This window comes from Pseudomonas sp. LTJR-52, from assembly GCF_003691465.1.
Lineage (GTDB): Bacteria > Pseudomonadota > Gammaproteobacteria > Pseudomonadales > Pseudomonadaceae > Chryseomonas > Chryseomonas luteola.
The window spans coordinates 4,691,447-4,709,710 of record NZ_CP033105.1 but is presented as its reverse complement, the minus strand read 5'-3'; the positions used below and the strand labels follow the sequence as shown (position 1 = coordinate 4,709,710).

16 protein-coding genes and 1 rRNA gene are annotated in these 18,264 nt (G+C 51.8%); 8 read left to right on the top strand and 9 right to left on the bottom strand.

What is annotated here, in order from left to right:
- Window positions 1-17: 17 nt before the first annotated feature.
- On the bottom strand, window positions 18-674 hold the full coding sequence (locus tag EAW52_RS21830; protein WP_122044042.1) for a response regulator transcription factor: 657 nt from the start codon (window positions 672-674) through the stop codon (window positions 18-20).
- Window positions 674-2,137 carry an ATP-binding protein gene (locus tag EAW52_RS21825; RefSeq protein ID WP_122044041.1) on the bottom strand — a complete coding sequence of 488 codons (1,464 nt, stop codon included), beginning with the start codon at window positions 2,135-2,137 and terminating at the stop codon, window positions 674-676. Before EAW52_RS21825 ends, EAW52_RS21830 begins: the two co-directional genes overlap by 1 nt.
- Before the next feature lie 183 nt (window positions 2,138-2,320).
- On the opposite strand from EAW52_RS21825, the gene EAW52_RS21820 reads away from it, so the two are divergent.
- Entirely contained in the window at window positions 2,321-2,839 is a 519-nt protein-coding gene (locus EAW52_RS21820; protein WP_162997682.1) for an STN domain-containing protein, read from the top strand.
- A 114-nt stretch (window positions 2,840-2,953) separates the two neighbouring features.
- Here the strand turns inward: EAW52_RS21820 and pgm are convergent, their stop codons facing one another.
- The 3 genes from pgm to EAW52_RS21810 form a co-directional block, all read right to left on the bottom strand.
- On the bottom strand, window positions 2,954-4,618 hold the full coding sequence (gene pgm / locus EAW52_RS21815) for a phosphoglucomutase (alpha-D-glucose-1,6-bisphosphate-dependent) (RefSeq protein ID WP_122044039.1): 1,665 nt from the start codon (window positions 4,616-4,618) through the stop codon (window positions 2,954-2,956).
- A 239-nt stretch (window positions 4,619-4,857) separates the two neighbouring features.
- Window positions 4,858-5,004: a hypothetical protein gene (locus EAW52_RS26030; RefSeq protein WP_162997681.1), complete on the bottom strand. Its 147-nt coding sequence runs from the start codon at window positions 5,002-5,004 to the stop codon at window positions 4,858-4,860.
- 96 nt (window positions 5,005-5,100) lie between these two features.
- Window positions 5,101-5,295, bottom strand: coding sequence for a hypothetical protein (locus EAW52_RS21810; RefSeq protein ID WP_122044038.1), 195 nt, complete (start codon window positions 5,293-5,295; stop codon window positions 5,101-5,103).
- A gap of 174 nt (window positions 5,296-5,469) precedes the next feature.
- On the opposite strand from EAW52_RS21810, the gene EAW52_RS21805 reads away from it, so the two are divergent.
- From EAW52_RS21805 to EAW52_RS21780, 6 genes are all read left to right on the top strand, one after another.
- Window positions 5,470-5,661, top strand: a complete 192-nt coding sequence (locus EAW52_RS21805; RefSeq protein ID WP_122044037.1) for a hypothetical protein — start codon at window positions 5,470-5,472, stop codon at window positions 5,659-5,661.
- Window positions 5,662-5,863: 202 nt separating this feature from the next.
- Window positions 5,864-7,114, top strand: a complete 1,251-nt coding sequence (locus tag EAW52_RS21800) for a M20/M25/M40 family metallo-hydrolase (protein WP_122044036.1) — start codon at window positions 5,864-5,866, stop codon at window positions 7,112-7,114.
- A 182-nt stretch (window positions 7,115-7,296) separates the two neighbouring features.
- Entirely contained in the window at window positions 7,297-7,509 is a 213-nt protein-coding gene (locus EAW52_RS21795; RefSeq protein ID WP_010798685.1) for a DUF2934 domain-containing protein, read from the top strand.
- Window positions 7,510-8,031: 522 nt separating this feature from the next.
- Window positions 8,032-9,498, top strand: coding sequence for a family 43 glycosylhydrolase (locus EAW52_RS21790; RefSeq protein WP_122044035.1), 1,467 nt, complete (start codon window positions 8,032-8,034; stop codon window positions 9,496-9,498).
- Between the two features lie 191 nt (window positions 9,499-9,689).
- Complete coding sequence (locus tag EAW52_RS21785) at window positions 9,690-9,884, top strand: hypothetical protein (RefSeq protein ID WP_010798688.1); 195 nt, start codon at window positions 9,690-9,692, stop codon at window positions 9,882-9,884.
- A 1,098-nt stretch (window positions 9,885-10,982) separates the two neighbouring features.
- A complete protein-coding gene (locus EAW52_RS21780) occupies window positions 10,983-11,870 on the top strand; it encodes a GNAT family N-acetyltransferase (RefSeq protein ID WP_122044034.1) in 888 nt (295 codons plus the stop codon).
- Window positions 11,871-11,875: 5 nt separating this feature from the next.
- On the opposite strand, the gene EAW52_RS21775 is transcribed toward EAW52_RS21780, so the two are convergent.
- Together EAW52_RS21775 and EAW52_RS21770 are read right to left on the bottom strand one after the other, a co-directional pair.
- Window positions 11,876-12,982, bottom strand: a complete 1,107-nt coding sequence (locus EAW52_RS21775; protein ID WP_122044033.1) for a pectinesterase family protein — start codon at window positions 12,980-12,982, stop codon at window positions 11,876-11,878.
- 15 nt (window positions 12,983-12,997) lie between these two features.
- Window positions 12,998-14,626 carry a GDSL-type esterase/lipase family protein gene (locus EAW52_RS21770; protein WP_122044032.1) on the bottom strand — a complete coding sequence of 543 codons (1,629 nt, stop codon included), beginning with the start codon at window positions 14,624-14,626 and terminating at the stop codon, window positions 12,998-13,000.
- A 657-nt stretch (window positions 14,627-15,283) separates the two neighbouring features.
- Between EAW52_RS21770 and EAW52_RS21765 the strand changes: the two genes are divergently transcribed.
- Complete coding sequence (locus tag EAW52_RS21765) at window positions 15,284-17,110, top strand: glycosyl hydrolase family 28 protein (protein WP_122044031.1); 1,827 nt, start codon at window positions 15,284-15,286, stop codon at window positions 17,108-17,110.
- Window positions 17,111-17,396: 286 nt separating this feature from the next.
- On the opposite strand, the gene EAW52_RS21760 is transcribed toward EAW52_RS21765, so the two are convergent.
- Entirely contained in the window at window positions 17,397-17,945 is a 549-nt protein-coding gene (locus EAW52_RS21760) for an adenine phosphoribosyltransferase (RefSeq protein ID WP_010798695.1), read from the bottom strand.
- Window positions 17,946-18,110: 165 nt separating this feature from the next.
- Window positions 18,111-18,226: ribosomal RNA gene (rrf, locus tag EAW52_RS21755) — 5S ribosomal RNA — on the bottom strand.
- Window positions 18,227-18,264 lie beyond the last annotated feature (38 nt).

Genomic DNA, 18,264 nt, shown 5'->3' with positions numbered 1-18,264 from the left:
TTTACTAGACTGCGCTTTTAGGACCCATGATGCGTCATCAATCCTTGCTTCCAGGCGAAGGCAACGGCTTCTGTACGATCAGCCAAGTCGAGTTTGGAGAGCAGGCTGCTAATATGGGACTTCACTGTTTTCTCACTAATATTCAGTGCAGTAGCAATGCGCACGTTACTGCCCCCAGAGGCAAGCTCGCGAAGCACATCAAGTTCACGCTCGGTCAGCTCCTTGAAGGGATCGACCTTGGGCTCGCGAATTCCCCTGACCACCTTGAGAAGCTTCGACGCGACAAAGGGATGAATAATGATCTCACCTCGCGCGATCCGGCGGATCATATCAATCAGCTCATCACCCAACATCGTCTTGACGAGAAAGGACTGAGCGCCCGCCTCAATGGCAGCAAAGGCCAACTCATCTTCTTCGGTAGAACTCAAGACAGCTATCTGGCTACCCGGACTTACCTCCAGCAGTCGCTTGATTGTCTCCACACCGCTCAACCCTGGCATCATCAAATCCAGCAAGACAAGCTCAGGTTTGGACGCCTGAGCGAGCTCAATCGCTGTCTGTCCATCTCCCGCCTCGCCTATCACATCGAACTCGCCGGTAATGTCGAGCAGACTGCGGATGCCCTGTCTGACAATGGCATGGTCATCAACCAGCAACACGGTGGTTTTCATCATTACCCTTCTGTGGGTTTAAAGGAGATTTCAACGGTGGTTCCCTGGCCGGGCTCGCTGCGAATATCAATACGCCCTTCCAAAAGCCAGTGGGCTCTTTGACGCATATTGCCCAAGCCCATTCCCGAGCTGGCGTGCCCCGGATGAAAGCCTTGACCATCATCTTCGATTTTAAGAACAAGCCGCTCTCCCTGACGAACGAGGGATATCCATAGATGCGAGGCGTTGGCATGTCGAAGCGTGTTGGCTGCCCCTTCACTGGCAATCAAGAGCAGCTCAGTTGCAACCGCATCCTCCTCGTTCAACCAGTGCATCACCTCTTCCTGAATATCGACAGACCATTGGATGGCGCTGCCCTCAAGCAGGTTTGCCAGGTTCTGCTTCAACGCGCTATCCAGGCCTAGTTCGGCCACTGTGGGTGCCGAGAGGCGATGGATAACATCGCTCATGTCTCGTTGAAGATGCTCAACAAGCTTGAGTGATGAGTTGGCCAGCTTGCTCTGCTCGGGATGGGTACTGCACAGGCGGCGTAAGAGGCTGAGCTGCAGCCCTAGGGCGAAGCACCGCTGCTTCGCGGTATCGTGCAGTTCGCGGGCCAACCGACTGCGCTCATCCTGCGCAGCGATAGCCTGCTTGACCTCAATCACACCTGCTACCGCATCAGCCATATGATCGAATCGCTGGGCCAGCCGGCCGAACTCATCATGTCCCTCATCGTTGATACGCATATCGAGTTGGCCCTGTGCCCAGGTATTGGCTACCTGCTCGGCATGACGAATTCTATTCAGCAGGAAGAAAGCCAGCAGCAGTGCGGTGCAACAATTACTGATCAGCATGTAGGGCCAAAGCCAACCAAACTGACGGCTCGTATCTGCCCAGAAGGCTTTCCATGGATCAAACCCTTCCATACCCAGAACAAGCCTATCCGCCTCTTGTGGTAGCTGAGCAACCGCCGTGCTAAACCAGATATCACTGGCCGTACGCGTCTCATCGCTTTCAACCTTGATACTGTTACTCTGGCGGCTAACTGTCTGCATTCTGGCTTGAAGCGGCTCCGTCAGTTTGGCGGGGTAATGACATTGCAGCCCCTGCTCATTGCGGTACAGCGCTGCAAGACGCCCTTCCCCGAGAGACTGGCTAAAACTATTACCAGCCTTGCCTGTTAATACACCAGAACCAAAGACACGATGGACCAACAATTCAAGCAGTGCCTGGCAGCGTTCAGGCGTAGCGGCGGCTTGCAGCAGCTCAGCCACCACCCTGCCCTCTACCGCAACACGGTCGTGCAATTTATCTTCACTTAGCGCCTCTTTAAGCTCAACCTGACTTTTCCAGGTACCGAAGCCGATGATTGCAACTGTAGAAGAACCAGAGATCACGAACAGACTGACAAAAAATTTGATGAACAGTCCGCCCAGCCATCGCTTGGGCGTGAATAACGAGGCGAGCCTGGAGAGAGTAAGCAAGGAGGGCGTGAATCCTGATCATCGGGTTATATGATCATTTTGCCATGAACCCTTCAGCAGCGCCTGCGGCCTATCAGCTGCATTGTGAAGGTTGGAGAATCTCCTCGCGTTAAGACGTCAGGCTTTGCCTTTAGGTATGGAAATAGGCAAGACTCCATTTTTCTATCTACTGCGTGAGAAACCATGAAAACTCTTCTGGCTGGATTAATGATTCTTGGCTTGGCGTGCCAAGTTGCTCAGGCGGCCTGCCAGCGAGAGGCCACTGATTTCAATTATCCGGCTCAGCGTCTGGATGAAGCATTACAGCAGCTGACTCATAGTACCGGCTGCCCTGTCACGGTGGACCTTACCCCTTTCGCAGATCGGAAGGTGCCTGCACTGCATGGCCGCTATACACCTGTAGAAGCACTTTGGCAGCTAATAAAAGGAACAGGGCTCGAAGGTTACCCTACGGCTGATGGATTGGAAGCGAACACTCGCGAACAGGATGCCGTCGGGGCCAAGGCACAGGCTGTACATAGCCTTATCAATACCCAAAAAGGCTCGATTACCAAGGCCAAACAGCAGCATTACGAACAGCAAATCAAGGAAGTGGAAACCAGCGCAGCGGACCTGGCTCGCCAGCAGGGCTTTATCAGCGCCGGGGAGCGCAGCTCATTTCATCGCAGCCTGGACGGTATGCTCAATGAACTGAAGCGCTAGGTCATCTAGCCTATCCAGGTCGTTTTGAGAGCAGGCGGCTGGCTTCTGTTGCAGACGCCTGCTGGTCTATAAGAAAAGAAGGCTGCCTAGGATTTTTACCTAGGTAGCCTTTGATCAACCTGCCAAGACGCTATCGACCAGTGCTTTCGCCTCTTCCTGAATGCGCTTGAGGTGCGCTTCGCCCTCAAAGCTTTCGGCGTAGATTTTGTAAACGTCTTCCGTACCGGAAGGACGTGCAGCAAACCAGCCGTTTTCAGTCACAACTTTGAGGCCACCGATCGCCGCACCATTGCCAGGCGCCTCGGTCAGGATTTGTGTAATCGGCTGACCGGCCAGCTCGCTGGCAGTTACCTGTGAAGCGGAGAGCTTACCGAGCTTGGCTTTCTGCTCGCGATCAGCTGCAGCATCGATACGCTGATATACCGGCGAGCCAAAGCGCTCGGTCAGTGCCTGATAGCGCTCACCAGGGTCTTTGCCAGTAACCGCCGTGATTTCAGCCGCCAGCAGCCCCAGGATAATGCCGTCCTTATCGGTCGACCACGCACCGCCAGTCTTGCGCAGGAACGATGCGCCCGCGGACTCCTCACCACCAAAGCCAAGGCTTCCGTCCATGAGGCCATCCACGAACCACTTGAAGCCCACCGGCACCTCGACGACCTTCCGATCGATACCCTGAGCCACACGGTCGATCATGGAAGACGACACCAGTGTTTTACCAATACCCGCGTGAGCGCTCCACTCGGGACGGTGAGTAAAGAGGTATTCGATCGCTACCGCCAAGTAATGGTTGGGATTGAGCAGCCCGGTCGAACGCGACACGATACCGTGGCGGTCATGGTCGGTGTCACAGGCGAAGGACACATCGAAACGGTCCTTGTTTTCAATCAATCCAGCCATCGCATGAGGGGAGCTGCAGTCCATGCGGATCTTGCCGTCCCAATCCAGGCGCATGAAGCGGAAGGTAGGATCGATACGGGTCGACAGGACCTCAAGCGGCAAACCAAAACGCTCGGCAATGCGCGTCCAGTAGTGCACGCCTGCCCCGCCCAGAGGATCCACGCCAAACTTAAGGCCCGAATGCTTGATGGCTTCGATATCGATGACCTGATCAAGGCCACCCACATAGCTTTCGATAAAGTCGAATCGCTGCGTCGTTGGCGCTTTCAACGCACGGGCATAGTCCATGCGCTCCACGCCCTTCAATCCTGCCTTGAGCAGCGCATTCGCACGCTCCTGAATCCACTTGGTTACGTTGGTATCGGCCGGACCACCGTTGGTGGGGTTGTATTTGAATCCACCATCGGCAGGCGGATTGTGTGAAGGCGTAATGACAATACCGTCAGCCAGGCCGCTGGTGCGGCCTTTGTTGTATTCGAGAATGGCATTGGAGATGGCGGGCGTTGGCGTATAACCGGGCTCGCCCTGGGTCTCAGCACAGCCTGCATCGATACGGGTCTCAACACCATTGGCAGCCAGCACTTCCAGTGCTGAAACAAAGGCAGGTTCGGACAGCGCATGGGTATCCATGCCGACAAAGAGCGGACCATTTACGCCCTGCTCTTTTCGGTAATCACAAATAGCCTGGGTAGTTGCCAGGATGTGCCACTCATTGAAGCTGACCTTTAGCGATGAACCGCGATGCCCGGATGTACCAAATGAAACCTGCTGCGCCGGATCATCAGGGTTGGGCCGCTCACTGTAATAGCGCGACACCAGGCGCGGTAGGTTGACCAGGGTATGCTCATCGGGCAGGCGTCCTGCGTTAAGGTCGATGCTCATCTGACGTTCCTTTGATGGATTGAAATTACTGCCTCAAGTAAACCATGCGGCGACTCAAGAAGCATTCGAAAGCGGTATGACACTGGTGGGTGTCATTCATTCGCGCTTCGACCCAAGCACTACCACCCAGGGTTCCATTTTCGTTTCGCTTATGTGCTGCGGTACTCGGAAATAAGCAGTGAAAACGGCTCGCCAAAAGAAAACCCGGCATTAGCCGGGTTTTCGATAACTGTGTTGCGTTACAGCGGATGATCTACCTCATCATCGCCAAGCGGATTATCAGGAATGATATCGGGACGCAGTGGATCGAATACGTCACTGCCAATGCCCGCATCGTCCGGCACCACAGGATCGGAGCTTTGTGCAGTTAAGGGCGTATTGCTCATACAGATCTCCTCCATTCATAGCCATTAGCACTACACGGCTTTGGAGATATGAATCCACTATTTATTTTGCCAGTCATCCAAACCTTCAACAGCAGATTAAAGGTGGGTATAGATGTAACGGGCCGTCATCACAAGCGCTGTCACTCCAACCATAATCCCGATGAGACCAGACAATGCCAGTGCCGAAAAATGATAGAGATGACTTGGTGCACTGGCCATTATCAGTATCGCCGAAACACTGATCAACGAAACGATAGGCCCTACAGTCAGATAGCGTTTGAACACTGCCATGAACATGCCTCCCCAAGCAGCTCTGCAGACAGGCACCGTTGATAACACGGAATTATGAAGGCTATAAGTCATCACCAGACAGTTTTCCATTTGCGCCGGTCGTCAACCGACGAAAGGTATAAAGTTTTTCTGATCCCGACCGACAACGCAGCCACATCAATCAAGTAGATCCCTATGAAAAAGGTCAGCCAAACCTTGCGGACTCAAGCGTCCATCATCGAGGCCTATTGCGTTTTGGAAGAGGAAACTCGTCAGCATCCCGAGCTACGCGTATTCCTGCCTGAACTGCTTGATCTAAACAAACAGGCCTGCACGCTCATTGAGCGCTATATGGCCAAGGCAGCCGTTAAAGCCGCCACTGAATGAATCCAGCAATCCAGCGGATGCGTTTGGGCGCGAGCCTGACATACATGCTCACTGGCATAGCACAGGACAAAGGCTCACGAGTGATGCCATTGAAGTCAAAATCGTAGCCACCTTGAGCCGCCGGTTATGGCTTACACGAAGCGAAATGCAGGCTGCCAGGGAGCGTCTATAGTGTCTGGGCACATAACAAAAAGGACGCCTCATGACTGTTATGCTCCGCCGCGCCACGTGCTCTCTTTCATTGGCAATCGCTTTTGCCTTTTCTACCGCTTCCACCGTACAGGCTGAACCTAATCACCCCGTTCAATCCCATGCCGAACAGTACAAGGAAGAAGCACTCAAGCTACTCGAGCAACTGGTAAATATTGATTCGGGCTCGGGTTATGCACCTGGTCTGATACAGGTAGGTCAGATTGCAGCTGATCAGTTGAAACAGCTGGGCGCTACGATCGAGACTGTTCCAAACTCTCCACCTGATGACAGTTATCACATCGTTGCCACGCTTAAAGGCACAGGCAAGGCCAAAATCTTGCTGATGGCGCATATGGATACCGTTTTCAAAGAAGGCTCAGCCAAGGAGCGGCCTTTCCATATAAAGGATGGGCGAGCCTACGGACCCGGCGTGATGGACGATAAGGGCGGAATCGTAGCGGGCATCTATGCGCTCAAGATATTGAAAGACCTCAACTTCAAGGATTACGCTCAGATTACCTTTTTGCTCGATGCCAGCGAGGAAACCGGTTCCGATGCTGCTACTCAGCTGATTCAACGGGTGGCCAAGGAGCATGACGTTACCCTTAATCTAGAGCCAGGCCGGCCTGCCGATGGCCTCGTGGCTTGGCGAAAAGGAAGCGCGACCGCAACCGTTGACGTTACCGGTAAGGCCGCTCATGCGGGCGTAGCGCCGGAGCTCGGCCGAAACGCTGCCATGGAAATCTCGCATCAGGTCCTCCAGCTTGGCAAACTGGGCGATGCCGAGAAGAAAACCACGGTCAATTTTACTGTAATCGACGCTGGCGATCGCACGAATGTCATACCTGACAGCGCGACTGCCAAGGCAGACGTCCGTGTAGCAGTTCCTGAGGAGTTTGATCGGGTCGAGCAAGACATGGCTCGCGTCTCTGCCAACAAGCTGATCCAAGAGACCGACGTGAAAACTCATCTGCATCGGGGCTTGCCACCTATGCCTCAAACCGCCGAAACGGATAAGCTCGTGTCGATGGCTCAAAACATCTACGGTGAAATTGGCCGCAAGCTGACGATCGAGGGCAGCGGTGGCGCAGCTGACGCCAGCCTTGCTGCGGGTGTGGGCGTACCAACGCTGGATGGCTTTGGCATTGTAGGCGGCAATATCCATACGCCAGAAGAGTACGCCGAGGTGGAAAGCGTCGCGCCGAGACTTTATCTACTGGCAAGAATGATCATGGAGCTGGCGCAGCGTGATAAAGGTTAAGTCTCTCAATGAAAAGGACTTTTCATCGGACGTATACAGCACGTGAGGAACGATAAGGAAGACTGGGCATCCCTTCTTATAGTCCTGTTGCAATCATGCAGGTAGATACTCAAGGCCCAAGGCCTCTAAGTCAGAAAGCTCGGCGCCAGACTGCTGAGCCACATCCGATAGGAGGATGAGCGATGGATGATCTGGAACAACGCATACGTCAACGCGCCTACGAAATTTGGGAAGCCGCAGGTCGTCCGGATGGACAGGGATTTGAGCACTGGTTTCAAGCCCAGAGAGAAGTCGACTACGACACCGCAGGGGATCCGCTGTCGGGCGGAATAGAAACCAGCGTGGCGCAGCCCATGCCCAAGCCAAAGCGAAGCCGTACCAAGAAGACAGCCTGACCTCAGGTCTTTGCCACTACGTAAAACGGCCAATCCTATTGGCCGTTTTATTTTAGTCGGCCTGAAATGCCTAGAGCGCTATCCATCCGACTCTTATTGGCGTTAGCCGAAAACATATTCTGTAAGAGTGACTTCGATGAAGTCGCCTTCAGCCTGATCGCGTCATTACGTCATTAATAAATCGGTACACCTCTTTGATTCGGCAAAGGCCGCCTCGCCTGATCAACCAAGCTGCCAAACCGCCTATTCATCATAACATTAGCTCGCCACCACTAGACGTATGAGCGATGTAGGCTATAAATAATCGGGCGATCCCGGTAATAGTCATACCATTATCATGGCTTGCGCTTGAGCTATCTCTGCTGTCGGGCTTGGCGACCCTGCCTTATGAGGTCACCCGTCTTGCAGGGTTCGGCTTGAGGAGCTGCAGTTATGGGCCGTTTTCTTCAGCCTCTAAATCTGTGGCTCACACTGCTCGATAACAACCTGTGTTCTTGCTAATAACAACAACGGAGAAACACCATGGTTCTAGAACTGTGTGCTCAGGTAAGGCGTCTCAAGCGCAACCTTACCAATGCCGCCTGGTTTTCCCTCGCGGTCGCTGTAACAGTATTGATCAACCCGGCCTCCTCTCTGGCGGCAACCCAGTACGACAATCCCATCATTACGCAACGAGCCGATCCGTCTGTTTATAAACATACCGACGGGTATTACTACATGACTTATAGCGTACCGGAGTACAACCGGATCGCACTCAGGCGCGCCAGGACCATTGCCGGTCTTGCAAAGGCCCAGGAACAGGTCATCTGGACCAAGCACGACAGTGGTGAGATGAGTACCCACGTCTGGGCACCCTGGATCGATTACAACAACGGTTCCTGGTACGTCTATTTCGCTGCCGCTCAGGAAGGCACCCCGTTCAATCACCGCATTTATGCACTGTCCAACAATGCAGCCAATCCGGTAACAGGCTCAGGCTGGATCGAGCGTGGTCAGATCAAGACAAACTGGGAATCATTCAGTATCGATACGACTACCTTCGTGCATGCAGGCAAACGTTACATCGTCTGGGCCCAGAAAGATCCGAACATCGAAGGTAACAGCAATCTCTACATTGCCGAGCTGGATGGCCCACTGGCTATTAAAGGCAAACAGGTAATGCTATCGCAACCTGAATACGACTGGGAGAAGGTAGGTTTCTGGGTCAACGAAGCGCCTGCCGTCATGGAGCATAATGGCAAGGTGTTCATTGCCTATTCGGGCAGTGCTACCGATGCGAACTACAACATGGGCCTGCTTTCCGCACCCGCCACGGCGGATCTACTCGATCCTAGCGTATGGACCAAATCACCTGTTCCTGTCTTCAAGAGTAGCGAGCGTAACGGGATCTACGGCACAGGCAGCAATACCTTCACAACCGACCGGGATGGCACCATCCTTCACATCTATAATGCTCGCAACTACAAGGGCATCGTAGGCGATCCGCTGTACGATCCCAACAGGGCCATTTATGTGCAACCGCTCAGCTGGGATTCAAACGGCAATCCAGTCTTTGGTGTTCCAACAGGTGCAAACAAGCCAGTGACACTGGTCAACCAAAACAGCAGCAAGTGCTTGAATGTGAAAAACGTTAGCCTGGAGGCAGGTATACGAGTCGAACAGACCTCGTGTGATCACACACAAAATGCTCAACGCTGGCATATGATCAACCTGAAGAATGGCTTCTATGAGGTGCTGAGCGTCAACAGCGGCAAAGTGCTTACCGCACCGGCCTCGGTCAACGACTCCCCCCTCTCACAGGAGACATGGCAAAACCTTCATACGCAGCAGTGGCAAATGTTGCCTGGCGCATCAACCTGGTTCCGCTTGGTCAACCGGTCCAGCGGCAAAGTGCTGAATGTACCCGGATGCAAAGTTGGCGATGGCATTGACGTCGATCAGAGCCAGTGGATGAAGAACGGCTGCCAGCACTGGTCAGCTGTACCCTGAGCAGAACTTTTCAAGGCATAGACATGGATGTCTTGCCCTATAGCCTGCCTCTTTCCTGGTTAGCAGATACGCTGACCACATGCGTGTTCATGCTTTCGCTACCGTTATACGCCGACCGTTAGTCAGTTTTCATTCAAGGTCTTATCCGTTTACACCGATAACGATAAGAGATCAGATGAAGGAGACTGAACATGGCAATCCCGATAACCGGAGCCAGCCCAACAGAAGTCATTGAGCGCGCCCGGCAACTGGGCCTTAGCAAATGGCCAATACGCGCCGGCCGCACAAAAGAAGGCCACTGGGTACATCACTACTCCATCACCTCCGACGAGCTGATTGCCTATATAGACAGTTTGCTTGTCAGACAATGGAAGAAAAATACATAACTATAAAGGCTTACACTACATTGTTTCGCACAGCCTTGTTCTATATATTTGAAGCAATTTTATATCAATTAACAGCGCTTTTTGACAAAAACCAAACCGCCCCAAATAAGACTTACGCCCTTATTAATTAGCCTTTGAACTTTTACTCACGCTCTTTGGCAGCCCCTTAAACGCACCAACAGTTCGCAATCAGCAAAAATATATTATTTACCAATAGATCACAGGCAATCCTACTTATTGCTTATCAAGCTAAACATAGCTGTATTGTTTATCTAAAAAGCAGCCTATGATAATCCGTCGGTCGTCTTATATGGCTTTCCCGATTCTTCTGACTTTTGGGGCATCGGTATTACCCTCTATGGCTCCCAGGGGCATCTGGCCGGACTCATGCTTGGGCGCAACAAGGAGATAGCACTGCGCCTGCAGGTCTACAGTCATTACCGGCATGCTCAACAAGGAATTGGCTGCTACTATCTTCGTGAATGGTCGCGTGACTTCCCGCCGTTCCGAGGGTCAGCTATGTGCGCTCGCCGTTACGAGCAGAGAACGGCTGCAGGCTTGGCCTTAAATCAAGATCTTTACTGAGCAAGGCGTTGATATGAATATCAATGGCTGGATCAGTTGTTCGCGCCAGCTAACTTATCAGCTTCAACTACATGCTCATTGCTGGCCCGAATTTACAGGATGCAGCAATCTCCAGATTACATTGACCTACAAAAGCGTCAATTGCTGGCACAGGTTTATCTGGAACCTCACCAAAGTGATAAACAAATATAAAGTAAGTCGCATAGAACGGAATACTTGATTAAGCTGCGAACTTTTAAAGTCATTCCCTAATAATTAATGGTTTGCCTGATTAGTTCATAATCGCTCTGGCGAGACCACTGCTTTTCTGAAACGCGAACATTGACACGGCCATTCAATTTTGACGGGATCTTTCAATACCCTTTTGAACGAACCACATCGGTTATCCAGATATATCTGGAGATGAGCCTCTATCTCACCCTATTCAGCATTTCATCATTGGATAGGCATCGGCTGTAGACTGGTACAGTGACTAATGTCTATTACTGACCGAGCCGGAGGACTTTATAGCCCATGTCGATTGCTGAGGTTCCGATTCGATTTCGCCCAATGGTAACGGAAGACCTGATACATGCCCATGAATTGTCACGTGCCGTAGGTTGGCCTCATCGCCTGCAGGACTGGCAGTGGATACATCAGGTCAGCCAGGGAATAGTGGCAGAAAACGCACATGGCATATTGGGTACAGCGCTCTGCTGCCTTCAAGGCGATTACATCAGCCTCGGTCTGGTCATCGTTGATGTGCGGCGACAAGGATTGGTCGATCAGGTATTGAACGACGCAAGCCCACGCACTCCTCTCCTGGTTGCAACACCACAAAGAGCGCCCCTTTATGCCAGCCAGGGCTTTATTACCTACGAACATATTCATCAACACCAAACTGCGAGCGCACCAGCCCTCCCACATCATGAGCTACCAGTCGGGCATACGCTGCACGAGATAACGTCACAACATTTTCACCAACTCAGTGAATTAGCTTCCAGCGCAACCGGAATGAACCGTGGCCTAGTGCTTGCGGCTTTATTAAAGATCAGTCAGTACGTAATAGGTATTGAGCGGGATAGGCAGCAGGTCGGCTTTGCATTATTACGCCCGTTTGGGCGCGGTCTGGCTATTGGGCCGGCGGTGGCAGAGTCCGCCGAGCAGGCGAAAGTGTTGATTGTTGCCCTACTGTCTCGAGTAGCCGGACAGTTCGTTCGACTGGACGTCACACACAGCAGTGGGTTAAGCAACTGGTCGACCGATATCGGGATTCCTCAAATGGATAAAGTTGCACAAATGGTCAAGGGTAGTCCCCCCATACCATTGGGCAATGCACTACAAATGGCACTGGCCAATAAGCCTTGTGCTAACTCCGTTAGCGTTCTGCCTGATCGCATCAGGGGTGATCAGGCAGATTAGCGCTATCAGTCCTTGAACTTTTCAGGCTTCCAATCCGGGAAGATAAGGTCCAAGGTAAACGTCCTCAACTGCTCAGTTGTAAGCTGTCGTCGCTGTGGGTCCCATAATGCAGCCCCTGGACCATAGTTGCGCCCCTCGAAGAAGCGAGAGTCCTGCGGATAGAACCAGATGGTGTTGCCATCCTTGTCCTTGCCCGACATCTTGTCCCAGCCGTAGATGTGGTCATCCATATAGGACTTGATAAAGACTGACTGACCGATTGCATTCGGGTCAGCGTAACGGCCATCCTCAAAGGTCGTAGTAGGATGCCAGGGACGTCCCAATGCGAAACTGCGAGCAGGCACCCCCATCTCTTTCACAATACGACTTTGCAGGAAGATCAGCCCGTAGGGAGACTTGATATCGGTACTGGGCGCGGTGAGATAGCCATAAGGCGGTGCTATATCGGTACGGCGTCGGGCAACGATGTCGCAGTGATCGAACACACTGATCCCTGATCCGAAAATGAAGTCAACATGCCCTGTGATCTTGCTTTGAGTGAAATAGCTGCGGCTACCGGTTTTGCTATAAAACGTATCCTGATACCCCTCCAGTCTCACATTGTGAAAACGCGCGCGATCACTGTTACTGTCCAGCAGCAGCGCCACCGCCTGGGTATCCTTTACCTTGGTAGGATCAGTAGCCAGCTTGGCCGCATTGGCCGGAAAGTCGAAGCTGTTTCGAATGGTCAGATTGCGCGCTGTAAAATCAGGCGCATTCACACTCACGGTGCTGCTGCCTGACGTACCATATTTCTGTCCCTTCTCATCGAGCATGCCCGCGTACACACCGGCACTGATGATGGTCTTGTCCCGCTGCTCGCCTATCAAGGTGATATTAGGGCGAGTGATGCTCAAGCGCTCCTCATAGGTTCCTTTTTTCAGGAAAATGACATAGGGCGACTGGTCTGATGGGGCCGCCTTGATGGCCGCATTAATGGATGTGAATGTGTTGGGTTGCACCGTTGGTGACACCACCGCCTGGTACTGCACTGCCAATGCCGTCTGGCTGATACATACAAGGCTGACAGTGCCCAAGAGCATGGTGTTACGTAATAGGGAAGGCATGGACATTGTTGTTATTCCTTCTTACTTGAGTTTTGCAGCCAGCTCAACCAGTGCCGGTTGCTGCGCGATGCCTTCGGCTACTATACCGGCAACCGCCTCGGCGCCCTTCTGCTGGAAGTGGGTACGATCAGGATTATCCAACGTTCCGGAAGTCTGGGTTTTGTAATAGGGATAGCGTGGATCGTTGGGATCAACCGCAAGCCAATAGGACTTCCAGTCGTCTCGGTGCTGATTGACGAAGTCGATAGTCTTCCGCTCGAGGTCAATGAATGGAATTCGATTGTCCGCAGCCGTTTTGCGAATGGTGGCCGCGTAATCACCTACATAGGCATAGCCGTTTTCGCTGTTCTGCTTGGTCCAGTGGGAACTACCAACCGGTGTAGTATCACCATTTTCGAAAGCGGGTTTACGCTCTGCAGTCATCACCCGTGTGGTAGGCGTCATAATGATGGGTCTGGCTCCTTGCCGACGCGCCAATACAATGTAGCGCTCCAAGGAGTTCTGGAATGACAGCTGCGGTTGGCCTTCGGGATATTGCTTGTTGCCATTACTGTCATTGGGATAGGTACACAGGTTTTTCACATCTGCCGCACCACGCACCGGTTTGGTGCTATTACAGTTTTGGTCGTTGTGCCCATGGGCGATGAATACATAGTCACCTGCCTTCATGAAGCGCGCCATCTGTTGATACCAACCCTCGTTATAGAAATCGCGACTCGATCGCCCTGCCCGCGCTCCGTTGAGTACGGCAACACCGCTATCGTCCCGAAAGCGTTCCTGGAAGACCTGCCCCCATCCCATCCTGGGTAGTCGGCTTTCCTCGTAGGAAGCCGCAGTGGAGTCACTCACAATCAGGATGCGAATCTTGGCATTCTTTATAGCCTCCAACTCACGCTTGGCACGTAAATAATCAAAAGGCTCATAACCACTGGTGTCATGTGTCGTGCTGACATCGCTAAAACCTACAATAGGGCGAAAACGGATATCAGTCAGGATGGTCCCACTCGCCTCACCACTGTCGTTGTGATAACCCCGGTTGTGGTTGATCACCTGCAACACAGCCGCTGCCCCTTTCCCGTCGTCACGCAAGGGTGTGGTAATAGGGTTGTACCGATCTACATGGCTAACGCCTGCTTGAATCAGTGCTTGCGAAAGGCCTGCCCTCATCGCATTAAGCGGCGCAGTTAGAAACTCCTCGCGCATTTGCCCCGCATTACCACTTTCCACCCACTGTTGAGGACCGATGTACCCAAGCTTCTGGGCGATTTCGGAAACAATCCGATCTGTAAGTGGTGTGATATTGACCGTTGTATTTCCATTACGTGGGAGCGCTGTCACTACCGAGGCCATACAACGCGTCCGAGGTTTATCGTTGTAGCGGCAATTTTGCGTAATGTGTCCGTCGCGCGGTGTAAGATCGGTAGCGGATACCAGTAACGGCGGCGTCAGCGTTGAGGCTTCCAGGCGCCAATGCCCCTTGCGGTCCGTCAGAGCAGTCTTTTGCTTTCCCCACTTATCAATCACTGTGACTTTGGCATTGGTCAAAGGCGCATCGGCCATGACCACTCCATTCAAGAACGTTGCTCCCTGAGCGAATCCTGCACCAGCAAGCAGCAGACACCCCATCAGAGCAGAGCCTTTCATACGCATGCGAATACTCCTCAGTAACTCGACAGCATCCAGAGCTGTACAAGCGAACCGCTGTAAATTCAGTACCGTTAAATGCTCCGAGAGCACGCGCCTATGAGCTGAAGGCGTTAACCTGCTTGACGGAAGAAAAGAAAGCCATGTGCCGGGTGACCAGGCAGTAATGCATTGCTGAAACTAGAGAGCGGGTAAGAAGAATCATGTTAGTCCTTTGTTGTTGTTGTTAAGACTTGTTTACTAGCTGGTCTGTTTGTCCACCAGCCAAGTATCAACACTGCCAGCTATGCAGGGGTCTCAATCATTAATTAGATTAACTATCAAGGAAGGCCTGAAGATTACTTTCATCAAACAGTCTTCATCTGTATGTCGTCATACAACAAGATCAGTATTTTTTGGCAACGCCGTTTTGTCAAGGGAGTCCACCCACTCCTTTTGAGAATAACCATCGAAGTCGAGGGTTATAGTGGCGCTTTAGCCTCAAATAGCCTTATAGCAGCTAAAGGTTATAAAATTGGCTGTCTGTACTTAGCTGCTCAGGAAGCCGCTCGTTTACAAACCGAAGGAATAGCTTCTTAGCTGTTGTCATACCACATAAATAAATTATGATGGGCTCAAGGTGGCGCTCTAAACCCTCTCGTTCATAACAATAAGGATAAATCTATGAGCATCGAACCCCCTGCAGCCTTGTCACGCTCAGTGAAAAAACAGATTCTGACTATAACAGCGTTAACCTTGGGGTTAACCGTTACCGCGTTACCCTGCTTCGCACTTGATGCGCCGGTTAACGTACAGGTTCCTACACTAGCCTACGATGAGAGCCAGATTGTTCTGGTGTGGGAAAAGCCTGCAAATCCGCAGGATATCCGTGACTATAACGTCTACCTGAACGGCAAATTTATTGGCAGTGCCACCGCCAATAACAATCGCGTCTCACCTGCCAAGCCTTACATTAATCGTTTTTATGAAGAAGACACAGACGGCTTCCACCACCGTATTACCATCCACAGCTTCACGGCAACGGGTCTGAAGGCAGACACTGAATACCGTTTCACGGTGCGTGCTGTAGATGCTTATGGCAATGAATCCGCTGACAGCAAAGCAGTAGTCCAGCGTACCAGCCGTCTACCCAAAGTGTTCAATGTCGTTCGATACGGCGCTAAAGGAGATGGCAAGACTGTTAACACACATGCCATCCAAGCCGCTATTGATGCTTGCACACCTGGATGCAAGGTGCTCATTCCTGCCGGGACGTTCAAGACTGGTGCACTTTACCTGAAGAGCAACATGACGCTCGAAATTGGACGTGGCGCAACGCTTCTCGGCTCAGAGCGCGGGGAAGACTATCCAGCGAAGGGATATATTCAGTACGCCTACTCCACCACCATCCGTCCCGCCTCCCTTATCAACGCGCTACCCCGAGACCCCTACACGGAAGAGCATTTCGAAAACATCCGTATCGTAGGTAAAGGGATTATCAACGGCAATGGCTGGAAGCGTTTGGAAGATGACACTGATGAGCTGGGACGAGCCTTGCCAGTTTACGTCGCAAGCAATAACACACGCTATATGCAAGACGGCATTCTTGCCAAGGACCAAGTTCAGAGAGCAGTGGCGTCAGGAATGAACGTCAAGGATGCGTACGGCCAAATGCGGTCATCGCTAATCACGCTGCGCAACGTCCGTAACGTATTCTATGGTGACTTTACTGTACTCAATCCAGCCTACCACGGCATCATGAACTTAGAGACGGAAAATGTGGTGATGGCCAACACCACACACAAGACATACGATGCCAACAACGGTGATGGTATCGAATTTGCCAACAGCCGCGGTGCCATGGTTTTCAATAACTTTTTCGAGACGGGTGATGACTGCGTCAACTTCGCAGCAGGGACTGGAGCTGATGCCATCAAACAGAAGCCACAGGAAAATGTCTGGGTCTTCAATAATTACTTTCGTCACGGCCACGGCATGATCGTTGCCGGCAGCCACACCGGGGCATGGATACAGAATATCCTGGCCGAGGATAATGTCTCAGATGGGACCGATGTCGGACTGCGCATGAAAAGTACCAACTTCATGGGCGGCGGCGTCAGAAATGTCATCTTTCGCGACTCCGCCATTCGTAATAGTGCCAAGCAAGGCTTTATATTCACCTTGGACTATAACGATCCTAACGCCATCCTGGACTACAAGCGCTCGGATATCTCTGGCAAATTTCAGGATATTAAGGTCAGCAACGTTACCGTGGAGAATCCTGTCTCTGCAGCCTTGGAGATCAAGGGCGACAGCGCGCATGATGCTTTCCATGAACGCTTCGAATTTGCCAAGGTGAGTTTCAAAGGAACAGCACCTGCCATTATCGATGCTCTTCGAAACTCGAGTTTTAGAGATATTACCTTTGAAGGAACCGTAAAAAATCCTTGGTCGATTACGAACAGTGCAGACCTAAGCTTTACGCACGTGGTACCAAAACCGCTTCAATAATGAACACTCCGGCGTTCTCTTGAGCGCTAGAGCCACAATTTGCCGTTGGATAATGGTAACCATATTTGGCAGCAGACATCATTTGGTTGATTAGATTGTTGCCAAACTGCTCAAAGAAGACGATATAAGAGAGGATACTGCCCTACCGTATTCGATACCTTAACGCACCAGTGTTTTTCTTATTGATTCAAGCAATAAAGGCAGGGCTGAGAAGCCTGCGTTTAGTGTATTGCCTGCTCCCTGCCAAAATACATTCCATAAAAAAGCCCGCTAAAGCGGGCTTTTTTTAGCGCTCAGAAAGAGCAAATTCAGTGAGGCTAAACGTCGGAATGCCTGCTTCCTGTAAACGCTTAGAGCCTTGCAATTCCGGCAAATCTACAATAGCAGCTGCTTCAAACACATTAGCCCCCATGCGACGAATCAGGTTTGCCGCAGCAACAAGAGTCCCACCTGTTGCAATAAGGTCATCTACCAGCAGTACAGTGTCTCCTTGCGACAAGCTGTCTTTGTGAACCTCAATGACGGAATCACCGTATTCAGTCGTATAGGTCTCGGTAAGCAACTCGGCAGGAAGCTTTCCTTTTTTACGGAAAAGAATTAATGGCTTATTCAGTGCGTAAGCCAATATGGGGCCAATCAAGAAGCCCCTGGCATCCAACGCTCCCACATGCGTGAACTCAGCCTCAACATAGCGCTGAATCAAACTGTCCACAGTCATTCTTAAGGCACGTGGGGATTGAAACAACGGGGTAATATCCCGAAAAATCACACCCGGCTTAGGAAAATCAGGTACAGCACGGATATAAGATTTCAGGTTAGAGGCATCGCAGCTCATAACAACACTCAGGTACAAAATTGGCGAAAAGACAGTATAACTGGACTAGGCCGGTTTGCCGAATAGAGATGCGTCGCTAGATAAACTGCTCCAGCTCCGCAAACCTATTTTATCCGCAAAAGCAAAACCCCCGGGCGGTTAGGCCTGGGGGTTTTGGGTATAGGTGCTTGACGATGACCTACTCTCACATGGGGAAACCCCACACTACCATCGGCGATGCATCGTTTCACTTCTGAGTTCGGAAAGGGATCAGGTGGTTCCAACGCTCTATGGTCGTCAAGCAATTCGGGTGGGGAACCGGTGTCTAGTCGTTTCCCCG